This is a genomic window from Maribacter sp. PR1, assembly GCF_028464145.1.
GTDB lineage: Bacteria > Bacteroidota > Bacteroidia > Flavobacteriales > Flavobacteriaceae > Maribacter.
The window spans coordinates 1-22,165 of record NZ_JAQPCG010000013.1 but is presented as its reverse complement, the minus strand read 5'-3'; the positions used below and the strand labels follow the sequence as shown (position 1 = coordinate 22,165).

23 protein-coding genes are annotated in these 22,165 nt (G+C 38.6%); 2 read left to right on the top strand and 21 right to left on the bottom strand.

Annotated features, from left to right (window positions below; translation table 11 throughout):
* Window positions 1–139 precede the first annotated feature (139 nt).
* Entirely contained in the window at window positions 140–1,258 is a 1,119-nt protein-coding gene (dprA, locus tag PP182_RS20170) for a DNA-processing protein DprA (RefSeq protein ID WP_272653055.1), read from the bottom strand.
* Window positions 1,259–1,348: 90 nt separating this feature from the next.
* Here dprA and PP182_RS20165 point away from each other — a divergent pair, with 90 nt between their 5' ends.
* Window positions 1,349–2,311, top strand: coding sequence for an SPOR domain-containing protein (locus PP182_RS20165; RefSeq protein ID WP_272653054.1), 963 nt, complete (start codon window positions 1,349–1,351; stop codon window positions 2,309–2,311).
* 60 nt (window positions 2,312–2,371) lie between these two features.
* A complete protein-coding gene (locus PP182_RS20160; RefSeq protein WP_272653053.1) occupies window positions 2,372–2,884 on the top strand; it encodes an acyl-CoA thioesterase in 513 nt (170 codons plus the stop codon).
* 54 nt (window positions 2,885–2,938) lie between these two features.
* On the opposite strand, the gene PP182_RS20155 is transcribed toward PP182_RS20160, so the two are convergent.
* From PP182_RS20155 to PP182_RS20060, 20 genes are all read right to left on the bottom strand, one after another.
* Complete coding sequence (locus PP182_RS20155) at window positions 2,939–3,772, bottom strand: aldo/keto reductase (RefSeq protein ID WP_272653052.1); 834 nt, start codon at window positions 3,770–3,772, stop codon at window positions 2,939–2,941.
* Between the two features lie 149 nt (window positions 3,773–3,921).
* Window positions 3,922–5,121 carry a murein hydrolase activator EnvC family protein gene (locus PP182_RS20150; protein ID WP_272653051.1) on the bottom strand — a complete coding sequence of 400 codons (1,200 nt, stop codon included), beginning with the start codon at window positions 5,119–5,121 and terminating at the stop codon, window positions 3,922–3,924.
* A 31-nt stretch (window positions 5,122–5,152) separates the two neighbouring features.
* The gene (locus tag PP182_RS20145) at window positions 5,153–5,941 is read right to left on the bottom strand and encodes a DUF4292 domain-containing protein (RefSeq protein WP_272653050.1); all 789 of its coding nucleotides are present in this window, start codon (window positions 5,939–5,941) and stop codon (window positions 5,153–5,155) included.
* The gene (locus PP182_RS20140; RefSeq protein WP_272653049.1) at window positions 5,941–6,885 is read right to left on the bottom strand and encodes a tetratricopeptide repeat protein; all 945 of its coding nucleotides are present in this window, start codon (window positions 6,883–6,885) and stop codon (window positions 5,941–5,943) included. Before PP182_RS20140 ends, PP182_RS20145 begins: the two co-directional genes overlap by 1 nt.
* Before the next feature lie 4 nt (window positions 6,886–6,889).
* Window positions 6,890–7,324 (bottom strand): dUTP diphosphatase, encoded by a 435-nt coding sequence (gene dut, locus PP182_RS20135; protein WP_272653048.1) that lies wholly within the window; start codon window positions 7,322–7,324, stop codon window positions 6,890–6,892.
* A gap of 30 nt (window positions 7,325–7,354) precedes the next feature.
* Window positions 7,355–8,812, bottom strand: coding sequence for a lipopolysaccharide biosynthesis protein (locus PP182_RS20130; RefSeq protein WP_272653047.1), 1,458 nt, complete (start codon window positions 8,810–8,812; stop codon window positions 7,355–7,357).
* Window positions 8,813–8,880: 68 nt separating this feature from the next.
* Entirely contained in the window at window positions 8,881–10,137 is a 1,257-nt protein-coding gene (locus tag PP182_RS20125) for a TCR/Tet family MFS transporter (RefSeq protein WP_272653046.1), read from the bottom strand.
* Between the two features lie 241 nt (window positions 10,138–10,378).
* Window positions 10,379–11,239 (bottom strand): ATP synthase F1 subunit gamma, encoded by an 861-nt coding sequence (gene atpG / locus PP182_RS20120; protein ID WP_272653045.1) that lies wholly within the window; start codon window positions 11,237–11,239, stop codon window positions 10,379–10,381.
* A 65-nt stretch (window positions 11,240–11,304) separates the two neighbouring features.
* Window positions 11,305–12,882: a F0F1 ATP synthase subunit alpha gene (gene atpA, locus PP182_RS20115; protein WP_272653044.1), complete on the bottom strand. Its 1,578-nt coding sequence runs from the start codon at window positions 12,880–12,882 to the stop codon at window positions 11,305–11,307.
* Window positions 12,883–12,943: 61 nt separating this feature from the next.
* Window positions 12,944–13,483, bottom strand: a complete 540-nt coding sequence (gene atpH / locus PP182_RS20110; protein ID WP_272653043.1) for an ATP synthase F1 subunit delta — start codon at window positions 13,481–13,483, stop codon at window positions 12,944–12,946.
* A 4-nt stretch (window positions 13,484–13,487) separates the two neighbouring features.
* On the bottom strand, window positions 13,488–13,988 hold the full coding sequence (locus PP182_RS20105) for a F0F1 ATP synthase subunit B (RefSeq protein ID WP_272653042.1): 501 nt from the start codon (window positions 13,986–13,988) through the stop codon (window positions 13,488–13,490).
* An 86-nt stretch (window positions 13,989–14,074) separates the two neighbouring features.
* The gene (atpE, locus tag PP182_RS20100) at window positions 14,075–14,266 is read right to left on the bottom strand and encodes an ATP synthase F0 subunit C (RefSeq protein ID WP_089889166.1); all 192 of its coding nucleotides are present in this window, start codon (window positions 14,264–14,266) and stop codon (window positions 14,075–14,077) included.
* A gap of 88 nt (window positions 14,267–14,354) precedes the next feature.
* Window positions 14,355–15,482 (bottom strand): F0F1 ATP synthase subunit A, encoded by a 1,128-nt coding sequence (gene atpB, locus PP182_RS20095; protein ID WP_272653041.1) that lies wholly within the window; start codon window positions 15,480–15,482, stop codon window positions 14,355–14,357.
* A 107-nt stretch (window positions 15,483–15,589) separates the two neighbouring features.
* Window positions 15,590–15,988 (bottom strand): DUF6168 family protein, encoded by a 399-nt coding sequence (locus PP182_RS20090; RefSeq protein ID WP_272653040.1) that lies wholly within the window; start codon window positions 15,986–15,988, stop codon window positions 15,590–15,592.
* Window positions 15,989–16,215: 227 nt separating this feature from the next.
* The gene (locus PP182_RS20085; RefSeq protein ID WP_272653039.1) at window positions 16,216–16,449 is read right to left on the bottom strand and encodes an AtpZ/AtpI family protein; all 234 of its coding nucleotides are present in this window, start codon (window positions 16,447–16,449) and stop codon (window positions 16,216–16,218) included.
* Window positions 16,427–16,873: a bactofilin family protein gene (locus PP182_RS20080; RefSeq protein ID WP_272653038.1), complete on the bottom strand. Its 447-nt coding sequence runs from the start codon at window positions 16,871–16,873 to the stop codon at window positions 16,427–16,429. Before PP182_RS20080 ends, PP182_RS20085 begins: the two co-directional genes overlap by 23 nt.
* A gap of 3 nt (window positions 16,874–16,876) precedes the next feature.
* Window positions 16,877–19,492, bottom strand: a complete 2,616-nt coding sequence (gene porW, locus PP182_RS20075; protein ID WP_272653037.1) for a type IX secretion system periplasmic lipoprotein PorW/SprE — start codon at window positions 19,490–19,492, stop codon at window positions 16,877–16,879.
* Between the two features lie 244 nt (window positions 19,493–19,736).
* Entirely contained in the window at window positions 19,737–20,432 is a 696-nt protein-coding gene (locus PP182_RS20070; protein WP_272653036.1) for an ABC transporter ATP-binding protein, read from the bottom strand.
* 15 nt (window positions 20,433–20,447) lie between these two features.
* The gene (locus PP182_RS20065; protein ID WP_272653035.1) at window positions 20,448–21,917 is read right to left on the bottom strand and encodes a DUF5687 family protein; all 1,470 of its coding nucleotides are present in this window, start codon (window positions 21,915–21,917) and stop codon (window positions 20,448–20,450) included.
* 96 nt (window positions 21,918–22,013) lie between these two features.
* Entirely contained in the window at window positions 22,014–22,154 is a 141-nt protein-coding gene (locus PP182_RS20060; protein WP_272653091.1) for a T9SS type B sorting domain-containing protein, read from the bottom strand.
* Window positions 22,155–22,165 lie beyond the last annotated feature (11 nt).

Here is a 22,165-nt window from a genome sequence, read left to right as displayed (position 1 = left end):
AGTTGGTTTTTGAATGACCGGCATTCAAGAAATTCCCGGCTCTTTCGATTTGTAAAGAGTTAATCTCGATGAAGTACTAAAACTCCAGGTATTTTTTTGTCTTAAAGAATCCTAACAAACCGAATGGTTTGTTGAAAAATTAAATGGCCTCAAACAATTTACCGGGCAATGGCCTAATTGCCCCTTTCATTTCCATATTTAATAGGGTAGCGGAGGTTTTAAAGATGGGTAATTCGCAGTCGAGCGCAATACTATCCAACAATTGCTTCCCCTGCTTTTCTAAGTACGCGTAAATTTTCTGTTCGGTTTCGTCCAGGTCCACAAAGAGTCGTTTTTGGACGGCCTTAGTGTTCTTCTCTTCAAGCTCCCAATTGAGTAAATAAACCAAATCTCCTGCAGAGGTCAACATTTGGGCCTTTTGTTGCTTAATCAGATTATTGCACCCTATACTGTACTTATCGGTACTACGACCTGGGAGTGCAAATACATCACGATTGTAACTATTGGCAATATCCGCTGTAACCAAACTACCACCTTTTTCTGCAGATTCAATGACCACTGTCGCTTCGCTCATTCCGGCGATAATTCTATTCCGTTTTAGGAAATTCTCTCGTTCTGGATTGCTACTGCTCCAAAACTCGGTAAAAAAACCTCCGTTCTGTATGACATCACTTTCGTATTTAGTATGAACCTTCGGATACATTTGATTTAAACCATGTGCCAAGCAGCCTATGGTTTGTAGCCCTTGATTAATAGCTTCCCTTTGTACACTAATATCTACCCCGTAGGCAAACCCACTAACAATAATGGGGTTTAATGGTGCTATTTCCGCAATAAACTGCTCACAAAATGAAGAACCATAACTGGTTATGTTCCGAGTACCGACAACACTGATGATTTTTCTACCCTCCAAATTAATATTTCCTTTTTTAAACAGGAGAATTGGACTATCTATACAATGCTTAAGGTGTTTTGGATACTCTTCATCCTCAAAATAATTGTAAGAAATATTATGCTTGATAATATACTCATATTCCTTTTCTGCCGCCCTTAGGTTCTTTGAATCATAAAGATGCTTAATGGTCTGTGTCCCTATACCATCAATTTTTAATAATTGACTTCGTTTATCTTCAAAAATTGCGCAAGGACCGCCACAATGAGAAATTAATTTTTTCGCAATGACATCTCCAATATTTGGAACATGTTGCAATCTTAAAATCGCAATTAACTCATCGGCAGGATGTTGTGTGGTGCTCATTGTTTTCAACAAAAGATTACAAATATAATGTTAATAAAAAGTTATACCACCCATTATAGAAACCCCTTATTTTTGTGATATTTGTCGGGAATGGTAGTAGAACACTATATAAGCGAATTACTTTACAGATATAACTGTGTGGTTGTGCCAAATTTTGGGGCATTCCTTACCCAGAAGGCCTCGGCAAGGATAAATGAAATTACCAACACTTTTTATGCTCCTACAAAATCCATTTCCTTTAACGAGCAATTAATCTCAAATGATGGGTTGTTGGTCTCTTTTATAGCCGAAGCGGAGAAAACCTCTTTTGAGGAAATACTTACCCGTATCGAGGAGGTCACCAAAAAATGGAAGAACCAGTTAAAGACCGGTGAAAAGTTAAGTCTAAAAAATATTGGTCTCTTGTGGTTCAACGGTGAAGGTCGTATTCAATTTCAACCCTATTACGAGGTAAATTACCTAACTTCCTCTTTTGGTTTGTCTTCCTTCAAGCCAATTCCCGTTACAAGAGAGGTTTTAAAGGAAGAAGTAGAGACTATCGAAGAGAAGATTCCTTTTATCATAAGTCCCGAACAACGGGAAAAAGGTAGTTTTAGACCTTATTTGAAATATGCGGCTATTCTTTTGCTAGCCGTATCGGCGGGTTTAACAGGATATCGAGTTATTAATGACCAGTTTCAATCTCAAAAGGTAGTACGTGAAGATGCAAAAACCGCCGTTGATCGTCAAATCCAGGAAGCTACATTTTTTGATACTTCTCCCCTTGAACTACCTATTGTAAATGTGAATGCGGTTTCTTCCAATGAAAGCATAATTAATCCTGAAGCCAAACATCATATTGTAGCTGGAGCATTTAGAGTAAAGGCGAATGCCGATAGAAAAATCAAATCGCTTAAAAGCAAAGGTTACAAAGCCGCTTACCATGGAACTAACGCATATGGACTACATATGGTGACTTATGACCGGTTTGAGGACCCTCAAGAGGCATTAAAGGTATTAAGGAAGATTAAGCGTACAGAATCCAAAGACGCTTGGCTACTTTCCGAAAAATAACTGGAAACATCCACTCTTTAGAAATTTTGTTGCTCGTATCTTTGTGGTAAATTTTCTCATATGACATCTAAAACGCCATCAGAATCGAGAACTACCATGACAGATATGGTTTTACCCAGTGAGACCAATGCCTTACAAAACCTATTTGGAGGAGAATTGCTCGCCAGGATGGACCGTGCCGCAAGCATAGCCGCTGGAAGACATAGTCGAAGAATTACGGTAACGGCCTCGGTAAACCATGTGGCATTTAATCTAGCTGTACCTGTTGGAAGCGTTGTGACCGTTGAAGCTGCCGTTTCAAGAGCCTATAACACTTCAATGGAAGTGTATATTGATGTTTGGATAGAAGACCGCTATAATGGTAAGCGGACAAAGGCCAATGAGGCCATCTACACTTTCGTTGCCGTGGACGAAACCGGAAAACCAACTGAAGTTCCACCAATAGAACCTGAAACAGCCCTTGAAAAGGAACGCTACGCCGGTGCATTGCGAAGGAAACAATTGAGTTTAGTATTGGCAGGCAAAATGAAACCGAATGATGCCACCGAGTTAAAGGCATTGTTTACACAATAAAAGGATTACTCAGTATTTTAAATATTTTGATTAAATCCAATTTATAGGATATGCTTAAAAATCAAAATGATCTGGATGCGGTCCACTCCGTTCATCCCGATCCAAGCTATCTAGATAAGCCACATCATCCTCGGCTAGTTCAAAGTCAAAGATGTCTGCATTGGAAGCGATTCGATTTTTATGTACTGATTTGGGAATGGTGACCACCCCTTTTTGTAGGTTCCATCGAAGAATAATTTGCGCAGCTGATTTATTATACTTTGCGGTAAGTTCTTTACAAATATCCAAATTGAACAGTTTACCTTGCATAAAGGGAGACCAAGCCTCATACTGAATCGTATTTTTATTACAAAAATCCAGTAATTCCTGCTGAACCAAATAAGGATGAAACTCCATTTGATTCACCATTGGAATAATTTTACAATCCATCATCAAATCTTCTAGATGATGTTGTAAAAAGTTACTGACACCAATCGCCCTTACTTTTTTATTCTCATATAAGTACTCAAGTGCCTTCCATGTTTCCTTATATTTTTCCTGTACGGGCCAATGTACTAAAATAAGGTCTAGATAATCTACTTGAAGGCGATTGATACTGTCCTCAAAGGATTTTAGGGTGCTATCATATCCTTGATCACTATTCCATACTTTGGTCACCAAAAAAACATCCTCCCTAGCAACCGAGCTTTCCTTTATTCCTTTTCCGACACCTTCCTCGTTCTCATAAACCGAGGCTGTATCAATATGACGATACCCAATCTCCAGGGCATACTTTACCGAATCTATAACCTCCTGATTGTTTTCTGCTTGATAAGTACCCAAACCTAGATAAGGCATTGTAACCCCGTTCCTTAATTCAAAACCTGCATTGATATCTGTAATTTTCATTTTTTTGACTTTTTCTAAAATTAATGGAATAATAGTAGAATATGAAGTGTCACCATAAGTGATTTCAAAAAATAGAACAATTACGCGGTGGAGATAGTTTATGTTTAAATGGCGAATCTATTTAAACAAATTCAAATCAATTTTTTGGCTTAAAGTCGATAAACCCAATCTTCGGGATTCAACCTTGCCGTATCCTGATAGAGATAGAATTTTAAGCGTGTCTGACCATTAGACCGATTGGTATAAATAGTACCTAGTTCATCCTTTATGTTAACTCTGTCCCCTTTTTTAACATTCAGTTCGGACAAGTTATAATAAGTACTTATAAAATTTCCATGCTTAATCTGAACACCTTTGTTCCCTCCCGGTACCGCAAGGATGGCTATAACCTCTCCTTCAAAAATTGCACGGGCCTTTGAACCGGGGTCCGTGGCAATGATAACACCGTTACTTTGATGTTTAATTCCCGGATATACCGCATCGTTATAAATACCAAATCCTTGGCTTTTAATTCCTTTTTCCACAGGCCAAATCAATTTCCCCTTGTTTGCGGAAAAATTATTGGCAACAATGGTCGCCTCAGGGGTCAAAACGAACTTACTAGAGCTGCTGGTGCTCTTTCCAGCCTCCTTATTCGAGGCGGCAATAGCAGAGCGGATTAATTTCTCGATTTGTTGATCAATTTTACGGGCTTCCCTCTTTTTTGCTTCTATAGCACTGGCATATTTGCTTTCATTTTTTCGAATGGTTCCCAACAGCGCCTTTTGCTCTTGTATTTCTGAAAATAATTGATTTTTTGCTTTAGTGTTTTGGGCCAACAAAACCTCCTTTACCTTTCTTTCTTCGTTCAAGTCCATATTCAAACGTGTAAGCTCATCCGTTTTGGCTAGAATCTGTTCTCCTTGTTCCTTTCTATAATCGGTATATTGCTTCATATACTGCAGTCTTTTGAAGGCCTGATAGAAGCTTTCTGAAGATAACAGAAACATTAATCGATTCTGTTTGGATTTGTTTTGGTAGGATTTTTGAATCATTCTTGCATACTCCTCCTTTATTTCTTTAAGCTCTCCCTTGAGTTTACTGATGTTTCGAATATTCGTATTAATTTGTCTGTTCAGGAGATTGGCTTGTTGGTTGGTCACCCTTATCAATTGCTGACGGACGGTTATTTTTTTGTCCAAAGCCTCCATTTGATCTAGGACGGTACCCTTTTCCTTTTTTTCGGAAAGCAACAAGCGATTAATTTCTCGTATTTCGGTTTGAAGCTGTTCTCGCTTTTCTTCCAACGCCTTTTGCTCACTAGTCTGCCCAACTAATTGTAGACCGCTGAATATCAGCAGAAAAATCATTAATAGTTTATGTTGTCTTATTGGCGCCACCTTATTCCAAAACTATTTCTTTAAAACCTTTCGGTATTTTATATGGAAAGTTCACTTGTCGATTCAGTTCCATACCTCTATATTCCAAGGAAATTCTATTTTCTGTATTTTCCTCGACGGCCAAAATCGATATTTCATTAGGAATCGCCTCATTCCCTACACTTTGGTAATTTTGATAATTAATCTCCAACAGTCTTTTTTTTAAGGGCTGCGAAAGTGTTTGTGAGGCCATTTTAAAATTTTTCGGCTCTATTTGAAACAAAGTCTTAAACAAAACACCGGCCGTTCTGGGCGTTAATCTATACGTTTCGTCGGCAATGGAAAGATTGTATTTGTTGTCCCGTAAATCGAAAATTGCCTGGCCAAGCAATATATTTTGAAGAATGGCATAGTCGACCTCTGTACCGAGTAATTTGCTTAAATAAGAGAAATCCCCATCAAAATATTCATTGTCCAACTTGTTGTAAAAAGATACTCTACTTGGGGTAATATAAGCCTTGACTATGCCTAGAGGGGCGCTCATCCAAATACCTTTGTCCTTTTCCATACGAAGACTTACCGAAACACTTTGGTCATCCTCGCCATCGGAGTATTCAATTTTTACCTTACCCGTAATGGTCTTAAAATCGAGCCTATTTTGATAATGCGCTTTTACCACAGATCTAGCGGAAAGCTTATTGTCTATGGACCCATCCGAAATCACTTTGGCACTCTTACAGGAAAATACGATTAGGACGAGGGTGCAATAGAATATGTATTTACTATATCGATTTAAATTATTTTTCATCATTAAAATCCAGGTTTAACCTTGTTTTGATATTCGGTTGCTTTTTCACTATCGCCCAGAGCGTTATAGGCTTTGGCCATTTCCTTATATATTCTATTTTCCAGAGAGACATCGTTAATTAAATAGTCCAAAGCTGCTTCTAAAGCCTCTATGGCTCTTTTACTTTGATTACTCCCGTTCAAGGCATATCCATGGGCATAATAAAAAAATGGCTGCAAAGGATAGCGCTCCGTGGCCTCCTCAGTTACTTGCAACAACACTTCAGGAGCTGCATTTCCTTTCATTAATCCATCAATCTTTTGCTCAAAACCCAATACATCTTTTATGGCCTCATTCCCTTTGTCTTCAGCAGCTAGACTCTTATTTGAGTTTTCGGCCGCTTCCTTGGCGATGGAATCGTTAACTTTTGAAGCAAGGTATACCGTATTTCTTGTTTTTTTCAGCTCTTTCAATACTGATTTTGCCTGCTCATATTCGGACATTTTATAGTAAACTTGGGCCAAATTGGATTTAAACTCCTCATTTTCCCAAGGAACTTGATGCTTGACCATGGCTATAGATGAGTTTTGGGCCTTGATTATTTCTGCTAAGGTATGCGCGTACCAGTAGTTGGAAGGATTTTTGGTTATTGCCTCCTCTGCATATTGCTGCGCATTGATGAATTGTTTGTCCGATAAATAGGCTTTGGCTAGTTCAAAGGAAATAACATCCTTCTCTGGCTCCATTTCTTTACACTTTAAAAACGCATTGATGGCCTTATCATAGTTTTGAATTCCTTTTTGCTTTAGGCCTTCGAAGAAGCTTTCCTGAAATTCATCGGTATAATCCTCTAGAGAGACTTCGGCACTTTCCTCTATAACAATTGGATCTTCAGCTTGTCCAAAAACAATCCCAGGTGCAAAAATTGCTCCTATACAAAGTATCATTAATGGGATTGTTATTTTCATAGATTTATTTTACCCCGGTACTTCCAAAACCACCCGCTCCCCTCAGGGTTTCAGATAGCACTTCAACGGCTTCCCACTCGGCGCGTTCATGTTTTGCGATGACCATTTGTGCGATACGCTCACCATTTTCAATGGTGAAATTCTCATTAGACAAGTTTACCAGTATAACACCAACCTCACCTCTATAATCAGCATCTATCGTACCAGGTGCGTTTAATACCGTAATGCCCTTTTTAGCAGCTAGTCCACTTCTTGGTCGTACTTGAGCCTCAAAGCCAATGGGGAGCTCCATAAAGAGACCTGTTTTAATTATGGCCCGCTCCAAAGGTTTTAGGGTAACAGGCGTCGTTAAATTTGCTCGTAAATCCATTCCTGCGGATGCATCCGTTTCGTAATGTGGAAGTTTATGCTCCGATTTATTTATTATCCTAATTTTCATAATGTCGGTTGTTTAAAATCAAGTTTTTCGTTACTTGACAAATACCTTTTTTAAATTATCAATTTCCAATTTGTAAACAAGGCCTAGGAAAATCAACAATAGGGGAATACCCACATATAAATTTCTATCAAAGATATAGAAGGAAATGATTGAAAACAGAATAGAAATTCCTAAGTAAAATATAATTTTTCTAAAATTATAGGGTATGGGGTAATACATACGTCCAAAATAAAACGAAAGTAGCATCATAGTACCGTAGGCGACCAAAGTGGCAATGGCAGATGCTACGTAGCTAAAGTATTGAATAAGTGCCACATTTATTACAATCGTTAGTACGGCCCCAATTAAAGAGATATAGGCCCCAAACTTGGTCCTGTCCGTTACTTTGTACCAAACCGATAGATTGTGGTATATACCAAGAAAAAAGCTTGCCAATACAATTATGGGCACAACGGACATCGCATCCCAATAGGAACTATTCAATACAAACCATTGCTTTAATATATCGGCAAAAACTACTACTGCTAAAAGAATAATGCTCCCTAGAACTACGAAGTAGTTGGTAATTTGAGCATAGGCCTTTTGCGGGTTTTTAGTATCGGAGTGGCTAAAGAAAAAAGGTTCAATCCCCATACGAAAGGCAGTGGCGAACAAGGTCATGAACAAAGCCAACTTATAACATGCCGCATATTTACCCATTTCACTTTTGGCAATATCGGGAGGTAGCAATTCGGATAACAAATACTTATCAAAAACCTCGTTGATGGTAAATGCGATTCCTGCAACCATAATTGGCATTGCATAGGTAATCATACGTTTCCATAAATCGCTATCAAAAACATAAGCCCTTCCTAGATACACCCTAAGCATTAATAAAAGTGTAACGCTACTGGCAATTAAATTAGATATTAGAATATAGGATATTTCAAAATTTGGCACATAGAGTTTTCCAAAAAACCCTGTATTTTCTCCAGTAGCTAAATTCGGTAAGAGTATCAGAAAAAATAAGTTAAATCCTAAATTCAAGGCTACATTCAGAGTTTTTACAATAGCGTACCTAATGGGTTTCTCATTAGCACGTAACCAAGCAAAGGGAATGATTACAAGTGCATCCAACACCAAAATACAAAGTACATAGTTCATGAACCTGAGCTCAATATTCAGCCCGGTAGCAATCGTTGTTTTGAACAATAGACCCAGTATTAAGAAAATAAACGACGAGACACCCAAGGAGATAAGAGCGGTTGAAACTACCTTTTTCTTGTTTTCAGAATCCTTATAAAATCGAAAAAAAGCAGTTTCCATGCCGTAGGCCAGGAAAATATTGAAAATAGCAAACCATGTAAAAATAAGGGTAACCTCACCGTAGGTGCCAGGAGGCATTACCGAAGTATATATGGGCACCAACAAGAACGATAACATCCGGGGGAGGACGGTTGCCAAGCCATATATCGCTGTTTGTTTAAAAAGTTTTTTGAGTGGATTCAAACACCTTAGATTGAAGTGTTAAATGTACCTATTTACCCTCGTTAAAAAAAGTTGGTTTTCTCCGATTTCTAGGAACTGGAGTGGTTTGGTTTAATCTCCATTTTCATTTCATCTTCAAGTTGCATACGTTTCATAGCTAAAAAGGCCATAATAAACGCAATGAATAGAAAAATTGCGGCAAGTGTGTAGGGCGCTCCAGGATAGTATATAGCTCCTCCGGGACGTATAAAAAAGTAAAAAACCGGAGAGAAAATAAGTTGTCCTAAAATAGCGGTAATACTTACAAGACCGGTGATAGAACCTTGAAGATTACCCTGTTCCTTTTCCGAAACTTGGTTGGAAATAATACTCTGTACGGTGGGGCCAGCCACTCCACCCAAAGCATACGGAATTAAAAAAGCATATAGCATCCAGGGTTCAGTGGCTAGGGAGAAAAAGAACATTCCCACGGTCCAAAGTAAAAACCCAACACTCACAACCATACGTTTACCAAATTTTTTAACCAAAACGCCCACCAAGACCCCTTGTACAATGGCAACCAATAGACCTACCACCATGAGTGAAACACCAATCTCTTTAGGACTCCAATTATATCGCTCAATACCATAATAAGACCAAGTAGAAGGCAATGCCTGGCCGGCCAAGTTGGCCAAAAAGAAGGCGAAAATTAGCAGCAGTACCCCTTTATAATTTCGTAATGCGAATAAAGATACACCAGGAATCATTTTGGAGATGTTTATTTCTCGTCGGTTTTCAGGTGTTAGTGACTCTGGGACAAAAAACAAACCAAAGAGAAAATTAGAAAAGGTTAATCCGGCTGCGATATAAAAAGGCAACCGAATATCAATTTCACCAAAGAAACCACCAACACCGGGGCCAATAATGAAGCCTAAACCAAAGGCTGCACCTATTAAACCAAAATTCTTTGCCTTGTTCTCCTTGGTACTAACATCCGCAATATATGCGGAGGCCACAGTAAAACTTGCACCTGTAATACCCGCTAAAAATCTACCCAAGAATAACCAAGTAATAGAGGGAGCCCACGCGTGTATCAAATAGTCTATACTCAGTCCCAGTAGCGCTAACAATAAAATAGGGCGCCTTCCAAACTTATCTGAAATCTCCCCGAGCACAGGAGAAAACAAGAATTGCATCCCGGCAAATGCCGTAGTCAGCCACATACCATAAATAACAGCCATTGCCGTTCCCTCTCCCGTTAACTCCATAATCAAGTCCGGAATAATTGGTAGAATGATGCCTATACCAATGACATCTACAAGTATTGTGACAAAAATGAAGAGTAAGGCTGTTTTTTTTGATTTCATATTGGCGACAAAAGTCGGATAAAAACTGGAATACGGAAATAAAAAAATAAAACCCCTACGTTAGCAAGGGTTTGGAAAATAAATTATTTTTTAAAACTTAGTTATTTAAAGCCTCGGCTCCACCTTTTGAACATTTGGCCTGCGCCTAATTGTTCAGTGCTTCCGCACCACCTTTTGAACATTTGGCCTGCGCCTAATTGTTCAGTGCTTCCGCACCACCTTTTGAACATTTGGCCTGCGCCTAATTGTTCAGTGCTTCCGCACCACCAACAATTTCCAAAATTTCATTGGTAATTGCAGCCTGCCGCGCTTTATTATAGGTAAGCTTCAACTGATCTCTTAACTCAGTAGCATTATCGGTCGCTTTATGCATAGCTGTCATACGAGCACCGTGCTCACTGGCAAAGGAATCCCTTATACCCTTGTAAAGTTGCGTTTTTAAAGATTTTGGGATCAATTGTTCAACGATTTCTGCTTTGGAAGGCTCAAACATGTAATCGGCGTTGCCGGTTTCCCCCTCTTGGGCAGGGTTAATCGGTAAAAACTGTTCAGTCATTACAATCTGTGTGGCCGCATTTTTGAATTTATTATAAACAATTTCAATACGGTCATATGCTCCATTGGAAAACTTATCCATCAAGTCCTCTGCGATTTCGGCAACATTATCAAAAGTCAAGTCGTCAAAAACACTGCTGTGATTTGCGATTACCTTGTAACGTTTACCCAAATAATCATCTGCTTTTTTACCTATGGCCACAAAATCTACTTGCTTTCCTGCATAAACATTCTCAATAAGATTTGTGCTTTGCTTTAAAATATTAGTATTGAAAGCACCACAAAGCCCCCTATTAGATGTTATCGCAACGACCAAGACCTTATTAACCGGTCTATTATCTGCATACACACTACCAGAGTCACCTTCTAAACTGGCACTTAGATTCTGTAGAAGCTCAGTAAGCTTATCTGCATACGGCCTCATTGCGGTAATAGCATCTTGTGCCTTTTTCAACTTAGCGGCAGATACCATTTTCATGGCACTGGTAATCTGCATAGTTGAAGAGACCGATGTAATCCTATTCCGTATTTCCTTTAAGTTAGCCATATATGTTCCCTATTTTGAAAATTGGCACGGTGGCCATTTCCTTCACTTTATTTATCTAAATCCCCTTAGTTATACTTTTCGGAAAGGTCTTTGGCAACAGATGTTAGTGTATCCGTTACCTCATCAGTTAACTTTCCTGATTTAAGGGTGTCCAATACATCTCTATGTTTAGCGTTCAAAAACTCCAAATAGTCCTTCTCAAACTCCTTTACCTTTTCCACTGGAACATTACGCAATAGGTTTTTAGATCCTGCATAAATAATGGCAATTTGATCTTCAACCGTAAAAGGATCGTTCTGTGCCTGTTTCAATATTTCAACGTTTCTACGTCCTTTTTCGATCACATTAAGGGTAGCTGCATCCAAATCTGAACCAAACTTGGCAAACGCCTCCAATTCACGGAATTGAGCCTGGTCCAACTTGAGCGTACCCGCTACTTTTTTCATCGATTTAATCTGTGCGTTACCTCCAACACGTGATACGGATATACCAACATTGATCGCAGGTCTAACCCCTTGGTTAAATAAATCCTGTTCCAAGAAAATCTGACCATCTGTAATGGAGATTACGTTGGTTGGAATATACGCTGATACATCACCCGCCTGAGTTTCGATAATTGGTAGTGCCGTCAAAGATCCACCACCCTTAACCATTGGCTTTAACACCTCTGGTAAATCGTTCATATTTTTGGCGATATCATCATCATTGATCACTTTTGCGGCACGCTCCAATAATCTGGAGTGTAGATAGAAAACGTCACCAGGGTAAGCTTCACGTCCCGGTGGTCTTCTTAATAACAAAGAAACCTCACGGTAAGCAACTGCCTGCTTGGATAAATCGTCATATATAATCAACGCAGGACGACCAGTATCCCTAAAATATTCACCGATAGAAGCACCGGCAAATGGAGCATATACCTGCATAGGCGCTGGATCGGATGCATTGGCAGCAACAATAGTGGTATAGGCCATGGCCCCTTTATCCTCCAATGTCTGTGCAATACCAGCAACGGTAGAAGCTTTCTGCCCTATCGCAACATATATACAATATACAGGTTCACCTGCATCATAAAATTCTTTTTGATTCAGGATAGTGTCGATACAAACGGTTGTTTTACCTGTTTGTCGGTCACCAATTACAAGTTCCCTTTGTCCTCTACCCACAGGAATCATAGCATCTATCGCCTTAATACCTGACTGCAATGGTTCTGTTACCGGCTCCCTGAAAATTACACCAGGTGCTTTACGCTCCAAGGGCATTTCGTAAGTTTCCCCAGCAATTGGTCCTTTTCCATCGATTGGGTTACCTAATGTATCTACAACACGACCTACAATTCCTTCACCAACATTAATGGAAGCAATTCTTTGGGTTCTTTTTACAGTATCTCCTTCTCCAACAGCCTTGGAGGGACCTAAAAGTACTACACCTACGTTATCTTCTTCCAAGTTCAAAACGATTCCTTCCAAACCGCCATCGAACTCTACCAATTCCCCGTATTGAGCATTGGCCAGACCATATACCCTTGCAATACCATCACCTACTTGCAATACAGTTCCTACTTCATCTAAAGTAGCGGTTGCATCAAATCCTGATAATTGTTTCTTTAAAATTGCAGATACTTCTGCGGCTTTTACTCCTGCCATATGTTCTAGATATAAAATGTAGCGATCAAGAGCGAATACTCTTCCCTCTACCAATAATTATTTATAGACTGTTTGTAAATTCTCTTTTTAAATTGTTTAGTTTATTGGAGATACTTGCATCATATTGCAAATCCCCAACTCTTAAAATAAAGCCACCAATGATACTCTCATCGACTTTGTTTTCTAGGGTTACCTCATTACCTGTAATTGAAGCTACCTGTTTTAAAACTTGGTTTTCCAGACTACTGTTCATTGGAACCGCTGTGGTAACATAGGCCACATCTTTTCCTTTCAAGTCTTCGTTAAGAATGATATATTTTAAAGCCACTTCATTTAAAATTGAAACTCTTTTGTTGTCAACCAACATATTCATCAATCCTTCTGAAATTGCATGACCTCCTTTGAAAATCTCTTTTAACACATTCTTTTTGGCCGACCCGGAAATAACCGGATTTGATAGCATATCCCTAAGCTCTTTGCTTCCGGATATTGTACCAACTACCGAGCGCATGTCCTTTTCAACAGCCTCGGTGGCTTTGTTATCCGTGGCCAAATCTAAAATTGCTTTGGCATATCTTAGTGCCGCTCTAGAATTGCTCATCGTTTTAATTCAATTTTATATCGTCTAGCATTTTTTCTACTAGCTTCAATTGTTTGTCCTTTCCAGACAACTCCTCTTTAATTACTTTTTCGGCTATGGATACGGAAAGTTCAGCAACCTGACTTTTTAGTTCTGCAACAGCAGCCTTCTTTTCACTTTCAATCGTTGCTTGCGCCTGCTTTATCATTTTATCTCCTTCCACTTTCGCCTGCTCCTTGGAATCCGCAATCATCTTTTCCTTGATTTCACGTGCTTCTTTCATCATGGCTTCACGTTCAGCCCTGGCTTCCTTCAAAAGCTTTTCGCTATCGGCGGTTACATTTTGCATCTCTTTTTTGGCATCCTCGGCAGAAGCTAAGGCCTTTTTTATGCCATCTTCCCTTTCCTCAACAGCATTTAGGATAGGTTTCCAAGCGAATTTTCGCAATAAGAAAAGCAGAAGTAAAAACAATACAATCTGCCAAATAAAAAGTCCAAATGAGAAATCGTTTACCAGTTTTTCCATAATCGTTCAGTATACTATTTTATGTTGAACAAATAATAACGAACGGTTGCAACCAACCGTTACAGCCGTTCGTTTTTTGTTTAGGTTTATCCAGCAAAAATTGCTGCGAAACCAATTCCTTCAATAAGCGCTGCTGCAATTAACATCGCTGTTTGAATCTTACCATAGGCTTCAGGCTGACGGGCGATTGCCTCCATGGCTTTACCACCGATCATTCCTATTCCGATACCTGCTCCGATTACGGCTAGACCGGCACCTATTACACTTGGAATTTCCATAAAATATATAATTAAAAATTAAACAAACATGTTTTAAATTATCTATCTACCAACCCTGATCAATGAACAGTGTTGATTAAAACAATTTTTATAAATGGGCCAACTCTGCCTCATCGTCATGATCATGCTCCTCCGATGCAAAGCCAAAATAAAGGGCCGCCAACATTGTAAAAATGTAAGCCTGCAACAACGCCACTAACAACTCTATCATGGAAATGGCGAAAGAAAGACCAAAGGATAGCGGACCACCTACCCAACTCTTAAATATAAATATTAGTCCAATCAAACTCATTAATACTACATGGCCTGCGGTCATGTTCGCATACAAACGAATTAAAAGGGCAAACGGCTTAATGAAAAGACCCAAGATTTCAATAGGTACCAAAATGATATATATTATCATTTTTCCGTACCACGGCATGCCATCTCCCAAAGGATCAAAAATATGTTTCCAATAATCTTTGGTACCGGTAAAGTTGGTCAACAAAAACACCAAGACCGCCAACGCAGTTGTAACAGCAATATTACCCGTTACATTGACCCCTAGAGGCGTTAAGCCGAACATATTTAAAAACCATATAAAGAAAAATACAGTCAACAAGAAGGGCATATATTTTTTATATTTTTTCTCTCCAATATTCGCAATTGCAATATCATCCCTAATATAAAGTACTATAGGCTCAAAGAAACGGCCTATTCCCTTGGGTACGCTTCCATTTTTGGCATAACTCCTGGCCAGACTACTAAAAAGCCATACCAATAAAAGTCCGGTCACCAACATCATTACGACACTTTTTGTAATAGAAAAATCCAAGGGTCGCACATTTGTAGGATGCTCTCCATGGGAATCGTCATAATTCAGCGTACCACTAGCATCAGTCTTGTAAATTTTGCTATGATGCAATTTGTAATAATTGCCATCTACCTCGGCAAGTTCTTCCCCATGATGAAATTTAGAAGAGGAAAAAACCTTAATGCCATTATCCCATAGTATTACGGGTAATGGAAAACCATAATGATGCACCTCCCCGTTTTCATCAGTGCTGGAAAACAGACTAAAGTCGTGCGAATCTTGCAAGTGATGCTCAATATATTCTTTGATTTCTGTCTTTTTGTCTTTCTTTGGGGCTTCAGAGTGCTGCGCATCATTTTTCGCCAAAGCGAAATTGCCGACAAAAAGTAAAACAATACAGATAAGTTTTGTAGTGTAAGTCATGGGCCTATTGCTCAAAATATCGTTCCCTAAAAATCGGTGCAAATGTATGGCATTCTTTCAAAAAGAAAAAAGAAATTTAAGGCTTTATTTTTCAGGGGATTTAGAATCTAAAATTTGTCCATTTTCTGTAGCATTTTAGCCATAAAAATGGTCTCTACACTAAGACAAATGGCATATGGAACAAAAAATGCGGCAAATTCTAAACTCGAAATATTACCATCTACCTTGAAACCTGGATAAAAAACTAAAAAGAAAACGAGAAACTTTAAAAAACTGCCTGCAATAAAAACAAAACCAATTTGAGTTTTAATCCTGTTCCTAAAAAGAAACAAGCCAATATAAATTATGGCCGCCAGCAAGAAATTGAGTAGGTAGGATAAAATAATGGAATTGCCATATTTAGGAAATCCCTGTAACGACAAGATACTTGTATGAATGAAAAAAACCACCGCCAATAAGGTTACCAGAATAAAATTGAAAAGTAGTATAGGGTTTTGTTTCTTCATTACAAGTCACTAAATGTAAGACACCGCAAAATAAAGCATTTGTCATTTGGGAAGAAAAGAACCTTTTAACTAAATAAGTCAAAATACGTTGTTTCGGTTCTCGTAACCTGCAAATTTAGGATTCCAATATGAATTTTCGCCTAGAATAATCCGTTCCCTAAAAGAATAAACTTTTAGGAATACGCGCATTTCAAATATGATAGTATAGGTATAGGATTTTGGGTCACTTAATATTTAATCCGTTTAATTTGTCTTAAAACCACCCAAATAGCCACAGCCACACCGATTATTGTCGTTATGGCCGTAAATATTTTTTTTTCATTGTGATAATGTTCATCTAGCCAAATTCCTCCCTTTGCAGACAAAAAAATAATGGCCCCCATTTCAAAAGCAATGCCCGAAAGCATTGCTATATTTTTTAGGTTTTTATCCTTTTTTTTAGGAGGCTTTTGCTGGCTCATTTTTTCCGCTCATGGAAGATTTGAAACCTCCGGAATTGGTATTTGCGCTAGAGCTTGTAGGTTTGCCGCCACCCATGGTACATGAGGCGTTGAATGTAGCACCTGGTTCTACGGCCAATTTTGATACAGACACTGTACCTTCTATAACGGCAGAGGATTTTAAGGAAAGTAAGTCCGACACTAAAAGTTCACCATTGAAGCTTCCTTCTATATCGGCATTCACACATTCTACCTTTCCGTGAATATAGCCATCCTTTCCAATGACCACCTTACCAGATGTCTTTACATTGCCATCTAATTTGCCATCGATTCTAAAGTCCGCTTCAGAAATAATATCTCCTTTAATTTTCGTGTTTTTCTCAATTCTGTTTGGTTGTCCTCCTATTTCGCTCATAGTTCTGGGTTTTTGTTTATCTGAAAACATTGTTCAAGGTTTTGGGGTTATAAGTGTATTTCTATATGCCTGTAAATTCTTGTGTACTTGTATTGTTTTGTAGTTGTCCGATAAAATTACGAAATTCTCATCAGCAACCCTGTAATCCTTATTGTTTTTTAAAAGCTCGGAATAGCCTAGGGCAAAATCCTTGGATTTAAATCCATGTACAACTACAAATTGGTATTCCAAATTGTAAATATCCTTGGAGACGATATTCTTATACTTAAGGTCGACTATGGATTTTTCTAAAAGCTCCATAAGCTTCAAAGCCTTTTCGTTATTACTTCTTTTAAAAGGGAATATGACCTTCCAATTTGAAGTACCTGTTGAGCCTGTTTCCGGTGAAAATTCCGTAGGCTCCAATTTTGGAAGTTGCTCAGCGACCATTTGTTCGGCCTTTTTTCCTTCGGGATTATTTGGGTATGTGAGGGCCACATAGTTTAAGGCCTCTTTAAAATCTTCAAAACCCTGTAATCTGCCAATGGCATTCGCCTTTAACATTTCAAATTTTGGGACTATAGGGTCTCCTGTAAATTTATTGATGTTCTCTTCTGCACCTGTAATCACTTCAAGAAACTCCTGGTCCTGGAATTTTTTGAATAGTTTCTGGTACCTTTTTTCGGGACTATCGGCATTGTCTGCTAATACTGCCTGTGGGTTCAAGAGAATTTCCGCATAACGGGAATCCCTATGATTGGCAATAATATCAGCTTTCATGGATGCCATTAATGGACTCCCCTCCTCTTCATATATCTTATAAAGATTGTACTTGGATGGAAGAATTAAACGCTCTTCCGGATTGGAGGCGAGTACTTCCTCTAATTTTTCAGCGGCGAGTAAATTCTCATTAAACTTTTCCTTATAAATGAGACCCAACTGGTAGTTGGCAAAGTTTCGCTCCGTCTTTAAACTATCAATGATAGATTCATCCTTGGGCACCCTATCCATATAAAAATCCAATGAGAATTTTTCATCTTCAGAAACAGGTACTCCCTCTTCACTATTTTCAGCAATTGGTTCTCCTGTAGCCTCCGATATGTTGGAGACGGACCTATTGGACCAACGCCAATTGTCCTCCAGTTCCCTGTTACCCCATTTATTTTTAAAATCGTTCTGGCCATAACCAAGACTGGTGATGTTGTAAAAATAAAATTTACCCTTATTCTCCTTTCCTCCCTTGCTTTTGGCAAAATTCGCAAAACCATCAGTTAACTTATCGCGCTCCTTTTTTTGAGCCGCTTCCTTGGCAGCTTTTAACTCGTCTATATGATTTTCGAAGTAAGCAATCTGGTCATCTACCGGCAAATCGTAAATGGTAATTACACTATCTGCGTATTGCACGATGTCTTCGTATTTGATTACATCTTCAAGATTGTCCAACTTCTTTTTGGTAGTACGGTATTTTTTGGTGTTTTCATTTAGGTTGGTCAACACACTGTCATAATATGCCCCGGCATTTCTATATTGATTCTCGTCGAAATTATATTCGGCCAGATTTTCATAGTTTAAAGCATTTAGTTTGGGCTCGTTCTGCGTGGCTCGCAGTGATTTATTAAAGTAGGCCAAAGCCAAACTGTCCGACTCCTGTTCCATATGAAACTCAGCGATTTGTCTGTAAATTTTATCTAAAAAAGGTCTGTTTTCCCGATTTTCTTCCAAATCTGTCAAATATTCTAATATGTCCTCTTTGTTCTCCGAAGTGACCCTCGTATTCTTGATTTTTTGAATTTCAGCATTAATCAAATAGACTCGAGGTGATTTCCTATTCAAGTCGATTACCTTATCGAAAGCATAATTGGCGCTGTCCTTATGGCCCAATTGATTGTATAATTGTCCAATGATGAAATAGTACCTTCCTTTTTCAGGATTCTTTTTGGTATAATATGATGCAACTTTCAATTGTTGGATCGCGGTATCCGGTACATTCAAGTTTATGTATGCCTGTGCCAACATGGCTCGTGCATCTGCATACTCTTGATCTTTTAAGGTCTCAAACTTCATTAAGCGTCTAAGGTTCTTAATGGCCAATTCCTCATTCTCTAATCTAATATTTACTTTTTCCCTCCAGATGCTCGCTTCGTTCAGTTTATCGCTCTCCGTGTATTTATTCAAAATATAATTGAATGATTCCAATGCCGGGATATAACGTTCGTCAAAATAACGGGCCTTACCCAATAGTAAAAAAGCTTCATCAGTCTGAGGGTTTCGTTCCTCATCCTTGATATCCATACTGTGCTTTTGAATAGCTTTAGTGGCCTTCTCCTCGGCAATTAAGAAATTGGGATTGTTATCTTCAGAATCCAGTTTTACTTCCCCCGATACCTCCAAACGCTCAATCGGTAATATTTCCCAGTAGTCGTCCCTATATGTATCGTTCAAGGTGGACCTTCCTTCTTCAAAAGCTATGTTACCATTATAAAGGGTATTGTATTTGGTATTTAGGGCATGCCAATTCCTATTGATAAAGGCATCCTTTTTTGTGGAACATGCGTTAAAGAGCAAAGTTCCCAAAATAACGAATAAAAAAAGTTTGTTTCTGAAGTTCAAAATAGACAGTATACGTATGTATGCATAACTGAAAAACATCCATATTATTATACAGTTCATCGACAAAAGGCAACTTTAAGAATCAGTTATGGATGGAGTGCTTAAGCAATCGCCTAAAAATTTACAGACCCAACAGTCTGTTTCGGCCAATTGTAGGTCATTCTTGGGACACTTTTTAACCTTTTAACGATGGTCATTGAACGAAAATCGGATTTGCGGTAATCAATACTTTTAAAATCAATTAAAAAAACCGACTTGATGGTCGGTTTTAAGTATGTATGGTGGATTAACCTTCTTTTTAAGGTTACCCCGCAAAAAATGTCTCCAGTTCCTTTAAGGTTTCCGTAGACGTTTTGATGTCCTTGACCATTTCGCCCTTGTTCAACACCACGATACGTTCGCAGACCTCGGTTACATGGATCAAATCATGACTAGAAACCAAAACGGTAACATTATCCTTGGCCGCCAAGTCCTTGATGATTCCTTTTAAGCGAATTTGAGTAGTAGGATCTAAATTGGCAAAGGGTTCATCTAGAATTACCACTTTGGGATTTCCAATAAAAGAGGCTACGATACCCGCCTTTTTCTGATTTCCCTTGGACAAATCCCGCAGATATTTCTTTTGCCCCAGAATCTCTCCATGGAAGAAGTCTTCAAACTGGGAAAGTAATGCATCCACATCCGCTTTATTCTGTCCCCTTAAGTCACCAATGAAATAAAAATATTCCTCTGGGGTTAAATATCCTATTAAAAAAGTTTCGTCTATAAAAGAAGAAGTAATGGGTTTCCATTCCTCACTGGTATTCACTTGAGCGCCATTGTTTTCAATATGCCCGGATGTTGGCTGAATCAAATCCAACAATAGACTAAAGAACGTAGTTTTCCCGGCACCATTGTTACCGACAAGACCAAAACTCTGTCCGGTAGGTATTTCAAGGTTTTCTATATTCAAAACGGTCTGCTTCCCGTATTTCTTTGTTAAATTCTGTACTGTTATCATAATGGTTGATATGTGTTAGCTATTTTTTTCCTTAAATCCGGCAATCATGCCATATTTCTTTTTTCGGTATTGCTCGGTCACCTTGTTCAAAAGTGTATTTCTTAAAGCCAGTCCTACCAAGCCCAAGACGCACAGAACAATTACCGCAACCTGGAGGGAAACCAAGTAATAAAACAAGGTGAAAATGAGTATAGGAACAATAAGCACAGGGACCATAATCAGAAACTGATTGGCGCTGGTGCCCTGCATATTTCCGAATGGACTCTGATCCAATTCTATTCTTTTCTTATTGAAGGACCCAAAATATAAAATGACCGGTATATTTACACCTAGGTTATAAAGGGCACAACCAAAATTAATGGCCAATGCTTCCCAACCAAAGTAAACATAGGGGATAGTTAACAAGAACATAAATACTACACTCACTGATATGAGTAGCGCTTTGGACTCCAAATATTTTCTCAAAGGTATGTTTTGGGACATCATCATACTATAATAACTACTGTCCCATGCGGGAATAAACTGCCCGAAATTACTCAGAAAAATACCCGTCATAAAAACGCCCAAAAAGGCTTTCATGGGCATCATGCTGGCATAGATTTCCTGGGTATAAAATATGAGTCCATAAAAAACAAATAACAAGGATATCCAAACCTGGGATTTCGTTCGTTTGTTCCGCCAAATCATTTTTAAATCCAATTGAAGAAAGGTTCCCAAATCCCCAAAACGCTTTGTCCAGGCCAAATCACTGGTATTGGCCTTTACCTTTTTAGGTTTTAAAGTGGAGTCCAAGTATATCTTATCATGGAGGAACTTATAGTTGATATAGTAAATGAAAACTGCCAAGGCCAAAGGAACTAAAACAGTTATGGGGAACGCATATAAGGCATGGAAGAGAGGACCAAAAACGTCTTTTATGGAGAAAATCCCAAAATAATCCAGCGCATAGGAAGTCACTATTACAATTCCAATAGCGATTAACGCCTTATCACTTTTATTGATCAAAAGGTTAAGATAGTTGATACTCAAAACAATGGCTACGATGGCTACTAACCAAAGTAACACGTTTAATCCTGGATATCCTTGAAACCAAAGGACGATACAGAACGGAACAAAAAAGAAAAGGGATAACAAATTATAGACGGAAGCGGCCGATCGTCCTAAAATATAATGGGCGATGGAACTTTTCTTAACGGGTGTGGTCAAAAAGGGCTTAATGTCCATCACGGGAAGTTTCTGCATGAAATACCGCAGAAACAATTCAATCAGTACCCAGTAAATAAGATACTGGCTCAAGGTCCACATAGGACTTTGGTCCGGCACGGCTTTTCTGAGTATAAAATACATCCCAGCACCTGAACCTGCCAAAACGACAAGCATGTAGACTGCGAAAAAGCCCATGAGAATCTTTACGGCAAGGCTTTTACCAAAATTGGCCGACCTAAAAAAGGATTTCCATTGTAGGGAAGCAAATTGTTTAAACATAAGGGTTGGATGTTGTTGTTTAGACCATAAGTAAGTTAAAAATGGGAAATGTTACAAAATCTAGAAAATTTTATGAGCTTAATTCAAATACCAATTTCACCTTTTCAAGGTAAAATGTCCCGTATAGACCTGGTCTTGGTTGTAAACAAAGCGAAACCAGTAATCCGAAGCGGGCATGGGTTGCCCTTGATAGGTACCATCCCACCCTTCTGAATTATAGGCCAATTGTTTTAACAGCTTGCCATATC

Coding starts and splice junctions, on each gene's coding strand:
- dprA (WP_272653055.1), bottom strand. CDS start 1,258: ATGAGCACCACACAACATCCTGCCGATGAGTTAATTGCGATTTTAAGA.
- PP182_RS20165 (WP_272653054.1), top strand. CDS start 1,349: ATGGTAGTAGAACACTATATAAGCGAATTACTTTACAGATATAACTGT.
- PP182_RS20160 (WP_272653053.1), top strand. CDS start 2,372: ATGACATCTAAAACGCCATCAGAATCGAGAACTACCATGACAGATATG.
- PP182_RS20155 (WP_272653052.1), bottom strand. CDS start 3,772: ATGAAAATTACAGATATCAATGCAGGTTTTGAATTAAGGAACGGGGTT.
- PP182_RS20150 (WP_272653051.1), bottom strand. CDS start 5,121: ATGATTTTTCTGCTGATATTCAGCGGTCTACAATTAGTTGGGCAGACT.
- PP182_RS20145 (WP_272653050.1), bottom strand. CDS start 5,941: ATGATGAAAAATAATTTAAATCGATATAGTAAATACATATTCTATTGC.
- PP182_RS20140 (WP_272653049.1), bottom strand. CDS start 6,885: ATGAAAATAACAATCCCATTAATGATACTTTGTATAGGAGCAATTTTT.
- dut (WP_272653048.1), bottom strand. CDS start 7,324: ATGAAAATTAGGATAATAAATAAATCGGAGCATAAACTTCCACATTAC.
- PP182_RS20125 (WP_272653046.1), bottom strand. CDS start 10,137: ATGAAATCAAAAAAAACAGCCTTACTCTTCATTTTTGTCACAATACTT.
- atpG (WP_272653045.1), bottom strand. CDS start 11,239: ATGGCTAACTTAAAGGAAATACGGAATAGGATTACATCGGTCTCTTCA.
- atpA (WP_272653044.1), bottom strand. CDS start 12,882: ATGGCAGGAGTAAAAGCCGCAGAAGTATCTGCAATTTTAAAGAAACAA.
- atpH (WP_272653043.1), bottom strand. CDS start 13,483: ATGAGCAATTCTAGAGCGGCACTAAGATATGCCAAAGCAATTTTAGAT.
- PP182_RS20105 (WP_272653042.1), bottom strand. CDS start 13,988: ATGGAAAAACTGGTAAACGATTTCTCATTTGGACTTTTTATTTGGCAG.
- atpE (WP_089889166.1), bottom strand. CDS start 14,266: ATGGAAATTCCAAGTGTAATAGGTGCCGGTCTAGCCGTAATCGGAGCA.
- atpB (WP_272653041.1), bottom strand. CDS start 15,482: ATGACTTACACTACAAAACTTATCTGTATTGTTTTACTTTTTGTCGGC.
- PP182_RS20090 (WP_272653040.1), bottom strand. CDS start 15,988: ATGAAGAAACAAAACCCTATACTACTTTTCAATTTTATTCTGGTAACC.
- PP182_RS20085 (WP_272653039.1), bottom strand. CDS start 16,449: ATGAGCCAGCAAAAGCCTCCTAAAAAAAAGGATAAAAACCTAAAAAAT.
- PP182_RS20080 (WP_272653038.1), bottom strand. CDS start 16,873: ATGTTTTCAGATAAACAAAAACCCAGAACTATGAGCGAAATAGGAGGA.
- porW (WP_272653037.1), bottom strand. CDS start 19,492: ATGAACTGTATAATAATATGGATGTTTTTCAGTTATGCATACATACGT.
- PP182_RS20070 (WP_272653036.1), bottom strand. CDS start 20,432: ATGATAACAGTACAGAATTTAACAAAGAAATACGGGAAGCAGACCGTT.
- PP182_RS20065 (WP_272653035.1), bottom strand. CDS start 21,917: ATGTTTAAACAATTTGCTTCCCTACAATGGAAATCCTTTTTTAGGTCG.